This is a genomic window from Halorubrum halodurans, from assembly GCF_002252985.1.
Taxonomy (GTDB): Archaea; Halobacteriota; Halobacteria; order Halobacteriales; family Haloferacaceae; genus Halorubrum; species Halorubrum halodurans.
Map to the genome: position 1 here is coordinate 1 of NZ_NHPJ01000086.1, position 12,838 is coordinate 12,838.

The window sequence follows — 12,838 nt, forward strand, 5'->3', positions numbered from 1 at the left end:
CGCCGCCGACCCCGACCGCCCCCGCGTCCTCCTCGACGTCATGTGCGGCGCGCTCGCGAGGTACCTCCGGTTCTGCGGGTACGACGCGGCGTACGCGCTCGAGGAGGGGATCGAGGACGACGACCGGCTCGCGGCGCTGGCCGCCGAGGAGGGGCGGACCCTCCTCACCCGCGACCGCGACCTCGCCGCCCGCGTCGACGACTCCCTGCTCCTCACCGAGCGCGACGTGCTCGACCAGCTCCGCGAGGTCGCCGACGCGGGCTATCCGGTCTCGATCGCGACGGAGCCGACCCGGTGTGGCGCCTGTAACGGCCCGCTGGAGCGGGTCGACGGGGCGGTCGATCCCCCGTCGTACGTCCCCGACGACCCCCGCCCACGCTGGCGGTGTCGCGACTGCGACCGGTGGTTCTGGAAGGGGAGCCACTGGGCGTCGGTCGCCGAGCGGGTGGCGGGGATCGGCGCGGACGGATAGCCGGTCGTCGACCCCTCGTCGTCGCTCCCCCGTCGTCGCTCCCCCGTCGTCGCCCCGAGCGCAACCCGTATGCCTCGCCCGCCCGTACCGCGGGCCGATGGAACTGGAGCGGGCCGTCGACCGGCTGGAGGCGATCGTCGACCGCGTCGAGGAGGAGGAGATGCCCGTCCCCGTCCGGGAGGTGTGGGCGTTCGGCGACGTGGCGCTCGGGCTCGACCCGATAGAGCGGCTCGACGTCTACCTCACCAAGGACGTGCTGATGGAGAGCGACGCGGACGCCGCGGCCGACTTCGAGGCGGAGTACGGGGTCAAGGGGGTCGGATCGACGGTCCGCGCGTCGTGGGCCGAGGCGAATCCCGACCGCGTGCGCGCCAGCGACAACGGGTACGCCGCCCCCGAGAAGTGTCTCGCGGCCGAGCTGCTCGCCGGCATCGACGCGGACGCCGCCGGCTCCGACGCCGACGCCCCGATCCACCTCGAGGTGTGTAACGCGAGCTTCGGGGACAACGTGACCCGGCGGCTGAAGGGCGCGCTCGCTCGGGAGGCGTACGACGAGGTGCTCGACCCTCGCGGCGTCTGTCTGTGGGCGGACGGCCGCCGGGACGAGGAGGCCCTCTCTCGGCTCCGGGCGGCGTCGTTCGCGATGCCGACGCTGCCGGCCGCGCTCTCCTCGCTCGGCGTCGACGACGACGTCGCCGGGGCGGTCGCCGACGCCCTCGCGACAGAGCGCGCCGACCAGAGGGGGTCGTCCGTGCGCGGCGACATGGTGTAGCGGGGGCGGGCCTCCGAACCGGGACGGTCCGACGATTTCCGCGACCCGACTCCTTTTGGGACCGATCCGCGTGGGGACGGTATGCCCACCCCGACCGACCGCGTCCGGAACGCGGACCGATCGAGCATCCGCGTGATGTACGACCTCGCGGAGGAGCAGGGCGGCGACCTCGTCAGACTCGAGGTCGGCGAGCCCGACTTCGACACGCCCGAACACGTGATCGACGCGGCCGCGGACGCCGCCCGCGGCGGCGCGACCCACTACACCCCCAACGCCGGGCTGCTCGACTGCCGCCGGGCGATAAGCGACACGCTCGCGCGCGACTACGGCGTCGAACACGACCCCGACGAGGTCGTCGTGACCGTCGGCGGGATGGAGGCGCTCCACCTGGCCACGCTCGCGACCGTCTCGCCGGGCGAGGAACTGCTCGTTCCCGGTCCGACCTGGCCGAACTACGCGACGCAGGCGACGCTTGCCGGCGGGACCTTCCGTGAGGTTCCCATGCCCGCGGAGACCGGGTTCGCCCTCGACGCGGACCGCACCATCGACGCGATGAGCGACGACACCGCCGCGGTCGTGCTCACCACCCCCTCGAACCCGACCGGCCGGGTCTTCGACCCCGAGGAGTGCCGGGCGGTCGTCGAGGCCGCCGCCGACCACGACGCCTACGTGATCGCCGACGAGGTGTACCTCGGGCTCACCTACGACGGCCCCGCCGAGGGCATCGCCGCCTACACCGGCCACCCCGACCACGTGTTGACCGTCGGCTCCTGCTCGAAGCGGTACGCCATGACCGGCTGGCGGCTCGGCTGGCTCGCGGGCGACGCCCACGTGATCGACGACGTGACCCGCGTCCACGAGTCGACGACCGCCTGCGCGTCGAGCGTCGCCCAGCACGCCGCCATCGCCGCGCTCACCGGCCCGCAGGAACCCTACGAGGCGATGTACGACGCCTTCCGGGAGCGCCGGGACCTCGTGGTCGACCGCGTCGAAGAGATCGACGGCCTCTCGTGTCCCCGGCCGGAGGGCGCCTTCTACGCCTACCTCGACCCCGGCCTCGACGCGCCCGCGATCGACGTCGCGAAGTTCCTCCTCGAGGAGCACGGCGTCGTGCTCGCGCCCGGCGACGGCTTCGGCGACTCGACGCCCGGCCGGCTCCGCCTCTCCTTCGCGAACTCCACGGAGCGGATCGAGGAGGGGTTCGACCGGATCGAGGCGGGATTGGCCGAGTACTGAGGTTCGGATCCTCGTTTCGATATTTGAATCGGATTCGCGTGCGAAAATCTCGGTCGTCGGAGAGTGTGTATTGACCACTGAGGGTTTTGCCAGCGCAGAGAAAGGTTCCGATAGTCGTACGAGATACAGCGTGCGAATCTTATATGACGGTTTGTTGTTTTTGCGGGTGATGTAATCGAACGATGTGCCGCCTATACTAGTTGATCTATAGTCGTGGATTATCTGGTGGATAGCATCTTCTATAATATACTATATAAGTTACAATATTTTCTCGACACGATCTTATTTTAATAGGTTCGGCGTATTCAACGGCATGAGATTATTACCAGTCCGTCAGTTGCTGTTGACCCGATTTTGAATCTAGGGAACTGAGTACGTCATCAACAGTTTTGACCGCGGTCACGTTCTCATGATCACGCATCATATCCAAACCAGTAACTGGCTCAGCGTCAACATCTGAGGCAGGTATGAATACTTGCTTCCCTTGATCAAGCGCTATCTCAAGTTGAGCCATAGATCCGCTGTCTTCTCCTGCGGCTGCAATGATGATGGCTGAACTACTTGCGGAATTCGTCCGATTTCGAAAAATAAAACTCCCGCGTTCAGGTGTCTCTTCCGGAAAGCGGTGAGAAACAACTAATCCATTCTTTCGAACTTGCTCATAGAGGTCGCTGTGTGCTCCCGGATAGGGGTTGTTATGACCACTTGGGGAGACAATGAGTGTGTCCCGGCCGACCTCTAGCGCAGCCTCGTGCGCGGCTTTGTCAACACCGAAAGCACCCCCACTCACGATACAGTACCCATTTTCAGCCAACCCAGCACTCAGGTCTGTAACCCACTCCAGTGTTTTAGATGACGCATCCCTAGAGCCAGCAAACGAGATCGAAGACGCCGTCAATAGCTCCGACTCACCGCAGTGGAAGAGTTTCAGCGGGCTATGCTGTTCGCGCAGAGACTCCGGATATTCGGCATCAAGAGGAGTCAATAGTGAAATTCCGTGCTCAGCAGCCTCAATAATTCTGTCAGTATAACTCGCTATCTGATCATCAAGATTTCGTAATTGGCGATGGGTATCTTCATCAATATAGTGGAGCTGTGTAAAGGTCTCATATGATGAGTCAAATACGGCGTTGATATCGCCTGCAACATCAACCATGGCGAGTGCTCGTTTCCGCCCAACACCACTCAGTTCAGTTAACGTGAGTAACTTCGCTTGCCTCGTCGGATCAGAATCCATGTTCTATTTGTTCTTTTACTGAATGTTCCGGATTCCAAAGCTTGCGTCTTTTACTCTCCGTATACGTGCTGGAAAGACCGAGACAGGTGGCTATCACTTGTTTTGCGCCTTGAGTAAGTAGCTGATTCGTGCCGATAGTTAATGAGGCACCAGTTGTACACACGTCGTCTAAAATGATGACCGTATCATCATTCAGATCAGCTCTTGTCTCGATACTTCCGACCTGATTCGCCCACTTCTCTTTTCTATCTGTGAGCTGTTTCTGACTTGTCCTAGGTTCTGAACGGTAAAGCAGTGGTTTGTACTCAAATTCACGCTGCTTAGCAACGATCTCAGCGAGGTTTACCAACTGTTCATGATAGCCACCTGATGAGCTTGGGTACACGGTGATGTAGTCTGGGTGTATGTCACCCTTGACTCGTGTATCGATAAAACCCTGTAGTTGATTGACGAAGTACTGACAGTGTGACTCATCATCTTCCTTCGCAAACTCCACAATTTTACGAGAATGTCCTGTCTCCCTACCGACGAGATACTCACCCACCGCAAAAACATCCGCTCGCGTGAGGTCTGCGTACTCTGGCGGCAATTCCGGTTTCACATAGAGTTGTGCCTTGGTCTCTTCCTCTACGTGTCTCGGGTCCTGTACATAAACATCCGACGAGGATTGATCGGCCTCAGCTACATTACTACGAGAGGCCGTGGATGACTGAGTGTTGATAACTTCAGGCTCTACTGTTTTTCCGTGAGCGGTTAGTACCGACTCCTGAGCATCTGTATTCTCATTCGACGGATCAACTATCGGGGCCCTTGATGAACCCTTCTCTGTATTAGATATCTGTTCTCGTGCGTTCTCGAATTGTTCTTCAGTATCTACACCGCCCGCACAGTCAGTACACTGATTACTAGCTGAATACATCACCCGAGGAAGTGTTCGCTGACATGACTCGCATGTGAACGTTTTTGCCATGTGAACCAGTCACCGTCCAGCTAAAATAGTTAGAGTTCTAAAATAAATAGTTTTATTGGTTGATCTCGAATACTGGATGTCTGATTCATCCGAATTAGTATGAAATCAACAATAATCGACTTCTGAATCTACCCTCTATATTTCGCACGGATTTTATTTCGATTAAGCAACAAACCGTGGTTCCTCGGGATACGTTTCTCATCTGTACTGGATGGATCGGTCTCTCTAGTCTCGGAGTTCTGCCGTGATTTGACCGTCTCCTCGCCGATCAGCCCATCAGTTCGCCGCCGTTCACGTTCAGCGTCTCGCCGGTGACGAACCCCGCGTCCCGGAGGTAGGCGGCCGCCTCGGCGATGTCCGCCGGCCGACCGAAGCGGTCGACGGGGATCGCCTCGAGCTGTTCGCGCTCCTCCTCCGGCGTCCGGTCGCCGGTCATGTCCGTCTCGACGTGGCCGGGCGCGATGGCGTTCACCCGCACGTCGGGCGCGAAGTCGGCGGCGTGGCTCCGGGTGAGAGACAGCAGCGCCCCCTTCGAGGCGGCGTAGTGGCACTCGATCGGCGCGCCGGTGTGTGCGAGGATGGAGGAGACGTTCGTTACCGAAGGCTCGTCGTCGGAACCGCGAAGGTACGGGAGCGCCGCCTTCGTGGTGTTGAACGCGGAGTTGACGTTCACGTCCATGACCCGGTCGAAGTCGGCGGGATCCAACTCCTCGGTGTACACGTGCTGGTCGATCCCGGCGTTGTTGACGACGTGGTCGACGCCGCCGAACGCGTCCGCGGCGGCCTCGACCAGTCCGGCGGCCGCCTCGGGATCCGAGACGTCCGCCCCGACGACGACCGCCGCTCGCCCTCGGTCCCGGACCTCGGCCGCCACCGACTCGGCGGCGTCCTCGCTCGTGTGGTAGTTGACGGCGACGTCGTAGCCGTCCTCGGCGAAGCGAAGCGCGATCCCGCGACCGATACCCCGCGACGACCCCGTCACGACTGCGGCTGGCATGTCTCTCCGGTCCGGCCCGACCGACTTCGTCCTTCCGGACCCGGCGAGGGAGGGGCGGGAAGCGACGGCCCGCACGCTACCGACCTCGACTCGCCGTCACCGAACCCGCCCCACCGTCACCTCGAAGGGAACGAGCTCGACGCGCTCGTACTCGCGGTCGCGCATCGCCGCGACGACGTCGCGGCCCATCTCCCGCCAGCGACGCCGGAGGTCGTCGTACGCCGCCGGCGACAGTACCTCGCGCAGCTCCGCCCGGTGGTCGTCGAGCCCCGCGCCGGACGCCTTCCGGGCGGCCGACTCGAGGGCCGGCTCGGCGTACGGCGGGGCCGTTCGCTTCTCGTGGAGGTACCGCCGGGTTCGGACGTCGACGAGGCCGGTCTCCGCGAACAGCGACCGGACGCGGTCGCCGAGGGCCACGTTGGTGTCCACCCCGGCGAGGTACGCCTCCCGTGCCTCCCGCTCGAGGTCGGCCTCGGCCTCGACCGTCGAGGAGACGGCCACCTCGGCGTTGTTCGGCTCCACGGCCGCGATGCGGTCGCCGGAGACCCGTGCGAGTTCCCGCACCGCGTCCGCCGGCTCGGGCAGGTTGACCAGCAGCGCCTGGCAGGCCGCGAGGTCGACGGCGTCGTCCCGGACGGGGAGCCGGGTCGCGTCGCCGGCGGCGTAGGACGCGGACACGGACGTCCCCTCGCGGGCGACCGCCAGCAGGTCCGCGTCGGCGTCGACGCCGATCACGGTCGCGTCCGGTCCCGTCTCCTCCACGAGCACGCGGGTGAACTCGCCCGTCCCGCAGGCGACGTCGAGGACGCGCTCGCGGTCGCCACACGAGAGGTCCGCGAGCGCCTCGCGGCCGCCCTCCCACATCCCCTCGCGGGTGTACTCGAGGTACTCGGCCGAGAACCGTCTCACGGCCGTCCCTCACCGAGGCTCATTCGTGGCGGAGCTCGCGGACGCGGTCGATGTTCCACGCGAAGCTCTTGCCGTCCTCCGTCGGCGTCTCCAACACGAACGGGACGTCCGCGAGGTCGGGGTGGTTGATCACTCGCTCCATCCCCTCCTCGCCGATGAGCCCCTCCCCGACGTGGGCGTGCTCGTCCTTGTTGGTGCCGCAGGCGTGTTTCGAGTCGTTGAGGTGGATACACTTCAGATGGTCGAGCCCCACCACGTCGTCGAACTCCGCGACCGTCTCGTCGACCGCCTCGGCCGTCGAGAGGTCGTAGCCCGCCGCGAACGCGTGGGCGGTGTCGATACAGACGTCGACGTCGGTCTCCGTCCGGTCGATGACGCCCGCGAGGTGTTCGAACTCGCCGCCGAGCTTCGTCCCCGCGCCCGCGTCGCTCTCGACCAGGATCGTCACGCCCTCCGGGACGTCGACGTCGTCGATGACGCTCGCCGCGTTGTCGAGGCCGCCCTCGACGCCCGCGCCGGTGTGGGCCCCGAGGTGGACGTTCACGTAGGGGATCCCGAGCGCGTCGGCGGCGTCGACCTCCCGTTGCATCGACTCCAGCGACTTCTCGCGGAGCCCCTCCTTCGGCGTACAGAGGTTGACGAGGTAGGAGGTGTGGATGACCCACGGCCCGTCGAGGTCGCGTTCGGTGTGCTCGCGGAACTGTGCGGCCTCCTCCTCGTCGAGGTTCGGGTCCTCCCACACCTGCGGGGAGTGGGTAAAGATCTGTCCGCAGTTGCCGCCGAACTGCGTCTGTCTGAACACCGCGTTCGCGATGTTTCCATGTGGTGGGGTCTCGGGATCGTTGGACGCTCTCGACGTGGAGATGGAGACGTGCGCGCCGACCTTTAGGCTCATACGAGCGGTAGACGGTCGAGGGGAAAAGCCGCTTCGGAAGGCGCCGCCCGGACCGCTCAGCGGTCGCCCGGCCGCGACCGAACCCAGCCGTCGTCGCGGTATCGCTCCGCGACGAGATCGCGCGCGCGCTCGAGTTCGGCGTCGGTCCACGAGCCGTCCCGGTCGAGCGAGCCGCCTTCGTCCGAGGGTCCGTCTCCGGGCCCGCCCTCCCTCTCGGCCTCCGCCTCGATCCCCGCCTCGACCCACGACGCGAGCGACGCCTCGAGCGCCGCGACCGCCTCCGCGCGGTCGACGTCGGCCAGCTCGTCGATACCGACGACGCGCTCCCGGAACGTCTCCGGATCCACCGGCGGGTCCGCGAACGCGTCGAGGTGTGCCGCCGCGTCGACCGAGAAGGAGAGCGAGCCGTGCTGGATCACCGCGTCGCGGGTGCGGTACTGCGCGTTGCCGGCGACCTTCCGGCCTGCAGCGACCACGTCGTGCGCGGGGTGGAGCTCCCGGAGGTAACACGCCGGGTGGTACAGCTCCGGGACCGCCTCCTCGACGTAGTCGGCGTCGATCCCGAGGCGGGCGAACGCGTCCAGGATCGGCTCACACAGCAGGTGGTAGGCGTCGAGGAGGTCTCCGGGCACGTCCCCGGCGGGGACGGCGATCGAGTAGGCGACGTCGCCGTACGAGTCGTGGACGATCCCGCCGCCGCCGGTCCGCCTGCGGGTGACGTCGACGCCCGCGCGCTCGCAGGCGTCCCAGTCGACCGTCTCCGGGTCCTGCCCGTAGCCGAGCGTGAGACAGGTCGGGTCCCAGCGGTAGGTGCGGACCGTGGCGGGTCCGCCGCCGCTCGCGGTCTCGGCCGCGACCTCGTCGAGCGCCATCTGGGTCGGCCCCGGACGGGCCTCCTCGCGGATCAGCCGCCACTCGCCTGCCGGCGCGGTCATGTGTTCCCGTCCACGCGGCGCGCCGAAAGCGGTTGCGTTCGCGGTCGGCCGCGACTCAGTGTCCGCCGCCGTCCGTCTCGATCGTCGTCTCCGCGTACTCGATGCCGGCCTCCTCGAGGAACGACGCCAACGTCTCCATGCCGCGGTCGAAGTCGAAACCCACCCCGTCGATGTGGGCGTTGCCGGTCTCGGTCGGCTCGAGCTCCCAGTGGGCGTGAAGCTCGATCCGTCCGTCCTCGCCGCGCCAGCCGCGGAGGTGCGTCTGCCACCAGCGATACGTCGTCCCGTCGACCGCCCGCTCCTCGTACACCACGCGGGCGAGGTTCAGGACCTCGCCGCGCTCGTAGTAGGAGAACTCCCAGTTCGGTGCGAAACTGAACGCGCCGAGGTCCCGTTCGAGCTCCGGGACGGTCCGGTCGACGACGAGATACTCCCCGGACGGCCGCGACGCCGTGAACAGTGCCTTCCGCAGCTGGCGGTACGCGGTCCGAACGGCGTCGAACGGGACGTTGACGACGTCCCAGAGGTTGATCCCCGTCATCTACCCGACCGAGAACGACGCGGGTCCGGTCGGAGCCGGGACGGACGCGGTGCGGTTCGTGGACTCGACTCTCACTCGATATATGTTCATAGCTACCAATCACCACTAACGTATTTAATTCCGTACGTCACACCCCTGATGGACGGAGAAACTACGCCTCAGGCGTCTGAAGCCGTCTCCCGTGGATGTGCCGGCCCTCCGTACCGAATTCACCGCTCACGCCCCGCGGGGATGAGAAGAGCCATCGAACGACACGTCCGATCGACGGGTCGAGGGCTGGCCGGTCGACCCGACCGGTCGTGTCGTACTCGGTCTCACGACGAGTCGCGGAGAGGGCGCTTCAGCACGAACGAGTACCTGGAACCCGCCTTCCACGCCGCGACGCTCCCCTCGTGGATCTCACCCGAGGAGTACACGCGCTCGTCGTCGAACGCGATCACGTGCCGGGGCCAGGGGTACGGGAGGTTCCAGCAGAACCCGATCCCGATCCCGTCGCGGTCGTGCGCGACGGCCCACGAGAGCGCGACGAGCGCGTAGTCCTCGCAGTCCCCGCGGTCCGCCTCGACGCACTCGCGCGGCCGCCGCGCGAAGTCCCGGAAGCCGTTCCACGGGTCCTGCGTCCAGTCGTACTCCGACCGGGACCACTCCGCGAGGTCGAACTCCTCCCACCGCTCGTCGCGGTCGACGTAGCGACCGGGTGCGAGGAAGGTGAACGGCGTCCACCGCCGGAGGTCCATGGTCGCCGGTACGCGGCCAACCGTGGTAACGGTACGGGTTCAAACGACTCCTCGGACGGCGCTTCCCGTCTCATGTTCGTTCGACGTATCGAACTCGATTTTATATCGCGAAATATGATTTACCGACCGCACGTTTCGAACGCGGTCCCTTTTAGGAATCCCCGGAGTAGGGCCCGTATGGTACGCAACGTCGCCGGGGAGATGGCGGAACTCGACCCCGAGGACTTCTATCTCCTCTCGGGCGTCGAGCAGGGGATGCGCTTCTCCGAGTGGGTGCGCCGCGACAAACTGCCCGACTACGCCGACCTGACGGCAGAGGAGATCGCCTACCGGATCGACCGGTGTCTCGACCGCGAGCTGATAGAGCGGAAGACGCTCCAGTACGAGGGGTACCAGCTCACCTTCGAGGGGTACGACGCGCTCGCGCTCCGGACGTTCTCCGAGCGCGGGACCATCGACGGGGTCGGCTCCCCGCTCGGGCTCGGCAAGGAGGGCGACGTCTACGAGGTCCAGTCGTTCAAGCCCCTCGCGTTGAAGTACCACCGGGAGGGGTACACCAACTTCCGGGCGGTCAACCGTGAGCGGGAGTACACCGCCGACCGCGACCACGTCTCCTGGATGTACACCGCGCGCAAGGCGGCCGAACGCGAGTACGAGGCGATGGAGGCGCTGTATCCCGACGTGTCGGTTCCCCGGCCGGTCGACCACAACCGCCACGCGATCGTGATGGACAAGTTCGGCGGCGTCGAGCTCGCCCGCGCCAAACTCGAGCCCGAACAGGCCGCGGGCGTCCTCGACCTGATCTACCGCGAACTGGTGACCGCCCACGACCTCGGCTGGGTCCACGCGGACGTGTCCGAACACAACGTCGCCGTCGCCGAGGACGGCGTCACGGTGTTCGACTGGCCGCAGGCGGTCCCGATCGACCACGAGAACGCCCGCGAGTTTCTCGAACGCGACGTGGCCAACCTGTTGCGCTACTTCGGCCGGAAGTACCCCCACGAGATCGACCGCGACGCCGACACCGCCGCGATCGCCGCGGCGATCGCCGACGGCTCCTTCGAGACGGTCCGGGCCTTCGAGGAGTAATAAACTATATGCCGCGATAGAGAATCGGGGGATCGCGGCGGGCGGCCCGTCGCGTCCTCGTCGGACAGCCGGGCTCGGTCGGGAGGCTCCGATCAGTGGCCCATCGCTCCGCCGAGGGGTTGATAGTGCGGGAGCATCGGGTGGGGGAGGTGGACGCCGACCGCCATCAGGCCGTGTGCCACCAGGACGTATCCGAGGACGACGAACGCGAGCCCCAGGAGTCGGTGGAGTCGCCGGCGGTGGACGGCGTCGACGGACTCGACGAGCGTGCCGTACGCGAAGACGGCCGGTATCGTCCCGACCCCGAGCGCTCCGAGCGCGACGAACCCGGAGACGGCCGACCCGGTGGCGAACGCGTACAGGTACGCCGGGTACAGTATCGGACAGGGTAACAACCCGTGAAGCGCGCCGAGACCGACGATCCCCGGTCCCGCCACGTATCGATCGACGCGAACGGCGATCCAGTTCGTCACCCGCCGGACGCCAGGGATCCCGATGCCGGCGGCGCCGCCGAGAAGGTACCGCCCCCCGGACGCGAGGATGAAGGCGCCGACCACGACGCCGACGCTCCCGCGGACGAGGTCCGCGATCGCCGTCAGTTCCGCCGTCGTCACGAACACGATCCCGCCGAGCGCTCCGAACGCCGCGCCGAGGAGCGCGTAACTGAGCGCTCGTCCGACGTTGAACAGCGCGTGCTGGCGGACCTCGTGGGTCGTCAGGTGGCCGCGGCGGCCGGCGGCGGCCTCCGCCGTCGCCCCGCCGTCGGGACGCGGAGTCATCCGCTCGGCGTACATCGTCACCAACGGTCCACACATGCCGATACAGTGTGCCCCGCCGAGCACCCCGATGGTGAGAAACAGGAGCACGTCCACGCGGAGGACTGGTTGTACCATGATGGCTCGTTCGATCGCTTCGCGTGGCCGCTTATTGCCGGTTCTGGTGCGATCGCCGAACGCGGACGCGGCGACGACGGACGCCGATCCCCTCCCGATCGGACCGGCTCCGGGTTCGCGTCCGCGCAGGTCGACGCGCGCCGGGTCCGCTCCGGGGTCGCGGCGCGGCTCCCGGCGGTCGTCTCCCGATCAGGTCGTCTCGTTCGAGGCGTCGGCGCCGGACCCGAACGGCCGACGCTTCACGAGGTGGCGCCGGAGGTATCGGTAGACGGGATACAGGTAGTCCTCGATGCGGCCCGAGACGTCGCTCGTCCCCGCGTACACCAGCACGGGAACGTCGGCCCCGCGGGCCAGCGTGATGACCCGATCTGGGGTGCTCCCGAACACCCACCGCCGGAGTCGGCGGTCGCGGGTCGCGCCGATCAACAGGAGCCCCCCGTTCCGCTCCGCGGTCGAGACCAGCCCCTCCGCGATCGTCTCGGCGGTCACGTTGTGGACCGAGACGGATTCGACGTCGGTGAGCGCGCCGACCGTCCGTTCGACGGGCTCCGCGCCGCCGTCGCGTTGCGGGTCGATGCTGATGACGTGGATCTCCGCGCCCTCGCTTCCCAGGCGGTTGATGAACGGCAACAGCGCCGTGTGGTGTGGCCCCCCGCCCGCGCCGAGGTTGATCGTGGTGAGATCGTCGATCGCGTCGACGTTGCTCGTGAAGAACACGTCACAGGGCGCCTCGTACTCGACGGTCTCGGCGATGTCCTGGTGTTCCTCCGGGTACCCCATCAGGATGCGGTCGGCCCCGTCGTCGCGGGCAGTCTGGAGGATGTCGAACGCGACGTCCTGACAGACGTGCCCCTCGACCGTGTACTCGACGCCGATCTCCGCGTCGGAGTCGCGGAGCAGGTCGTCGATGCGCTCGATCCGCTCCTGGGCCGTCTCGCGGACCATCTCGTTCGGCGTCTGTTCGGGGATGTGCGTGACGTTCAACACCTGGACGACCGGGTCGCGGTCGGTCCCCCTCGCGATCCGCTCGGCGAGCTTGACGTACGGCACGACGCGGCTCGGGCGCGCCACGGAGACGAGGATCCGGAACCGGTCGTCGTCCGTCCCCTCCCTGCTCGTCGCCGCACATCCCGATGGGGGCCGGCGGCGGGGGGC

At 66.3% G+C, this 12,838-nt stretch carries 14 protein-coding genes; 4 read left to right on the plus strand and 10 right to left on the minus strand.

Annotated elements, in window-relative coordinates:
- The 3 genes from DJ70_RS08935 to DJ70_RS08945 all read left to right on the plus strand — a co-directional run.
- Nucleotides 1-472: Mut7-C RNAse domain-containing protein (locus tag DJ70_RS08935; RefSeq protein ID WP_245810777.1), on the plus strand; the 472-nt coding region annotated here is incomplete at its 5' end.
- Nucleotides 473-569: 97 nt separating this feature from the next.
- Nucleotides 570-1,244: a DUF7095 family protein gene (locus DJ70_RS08940; RefSeq protein WP_094532112.1), complete on the plus strand. Its 675-nt coding sequence runs from the start codon at nt 570-572 to the stop codon at nt 1,242-1,244.
- Nucleotides 1,245-1,325: 81 nt separating this feature from the next.
- A complete protein-coding gene (locus DJ70_RS08945; protein WP_094532114.1) occupies nt 1,326-2,480 on the plus strand; it encodes a pyridoxal phosphate-dependent aminotransferase in 1,155 nt (384 codons plus the stop codon).
- Nucleotides 2,481-2,802: 322 nt separating this feature from the next.
- On the opposite strand, the gene DJ70_RS08950 is transcribed toward DJ70_RS08945, so the two are convergent.
- From DJ70_RS08950 to DJ70_RS08980, 8 genes are all read right to left on the minus strand, one after another.
- Nucleotides 2,803-3,636 carry a DNA-processing protein DprA gene (locus tag DJ70_RS08950; RefSeq protein ID WP_245810779.1) on the minus strand — a complete coding sequence of 278 codons (834 nt, stop codon included), beginning with the start codon at nt 3,634-3,636 and terminating at the stop codon, nt 2,803-2,805.
- Nucleotides 3,637-3,706: 70 nt separating this feature from the next.
- Complete coding sequence (locus tag DJ70_RS16895) at nt 3,707-4,687, minus strand: ComF family protein (protein WP_143420998.1); 981 nt, start codon at nt 4,685-4,687, stop codon at nt 3,707-3,709.
- Between the two features lie 268 nt (nt 4,688-4,955).
- Nucleotides 4,956-5,684, minus strand: a complete 729-nt coding sequence (locus DJ70_RS08955) for an SDR family NAD(P)-dependent oxidoreductase (RefSeq protein WP_094532116.1) — start codon at nt 5,682-5,684, stop codon at nt 4,956-4,958.
- A 96-nt stretch (nt 5,685-5,780) separates the two neighbouring features.
- On the minus strand, nt 5,781-6,593 hold the full coding sequence (locus tag DJ70_RS08960; protein WP_094532118.1) for a class I SAM-dependent methyltransferase: 813 nt from the start codon (nt 6,591-6,593) through the stop codon (nt 5,781-5,783).
- Nucleotides 6,594-6,612: 19 nt separating this feature from the next.
- Complete coding sequence (locus tag DJ70_RS08965; RefSeq protein WP_094532120.1) at nt 6,613-7,488, minus strand: deoxyribonuclease IV; 876 nt, start codon at nt 7,486-7,488, stop codon at nt 6,613-6,615.
- 56 nt (nt 7,489-7,544) lie between these two features.
- Entirely contained in the window at nt 7,545-8,423 is an 879-nt protein-coding gene (locus DJ70_RS08970; RefSeq protein WP_094532122.1) for a lipoate--protein ligase family protein, read from the minus strand.
- A gap of 55 nt (nt 8,424-8,478) precedes the next feature.
- Complete coding sequence (locus DJ70_RS08975) at nt 8,479-8,964, minus strand: hypothetical protein (RefSeq protein WP_094532124.1); 486 nt, start codon at nt 8,962-8,964, stop codon at nt 8,479-8,481.
- Nucleotides 8,965-9,278: 314 nt separating this feature from the next.
- On the minus strand, nt 9,279-9,701 hold the full coding sequence (locus DJ70_RS08980) for a hypothetical protein (protein ID WP_094532126.1): 423 nt from the start codon (nt 9,699-9,701) through the stop codon (nt 9,279-9,281).
- Nucleotides 9,702-9,878: 177 nt separating this feature from the next.
- Between DJ70_RS08980 and DJ70_RS08985 the strand changes: the two genes are divergently transcribed.
- Nucleotides 9,879-10,790 carry a serine/threonine-protein kinase RIO2 gene (locus DJ70_RS08985; RefSeq protein ID WP_094532128.1) on the plus strand — a complete coding sequence of 304 codons (912 nt, stop codon included), beginning with the start codon at nt 9,879-9,881 and terminating at the stop codon, nt 10,788-10,790.
- 92 nt (nt 10,791-10,882) lie between these two features.
- On the opposite strand, the gene DJ70_RS08990 is transcribed toward DJ70_RS08985, so the two are convergent.
- A complete protein-coding gene (locus DJ70_RS08990) occupies nt 10,883-11,683 on the minus strand; it encodes a sulfite exporter TauE/SafE family protein (RefSeq protein WP_094532130.1) in 801 nt (266 codons plus the stop codon).
- 189 nt (nt 11,684-11,872) lie between these two features.
- Nucleotides 11,873-12,838, minus strand: a 966-nt coding sequence (locus tag DJ70_RS08995; RefSeq protein ID WP_245810781.1) for a universal stress protein, incomplete at its 5' end; no start/stop codon positions are given.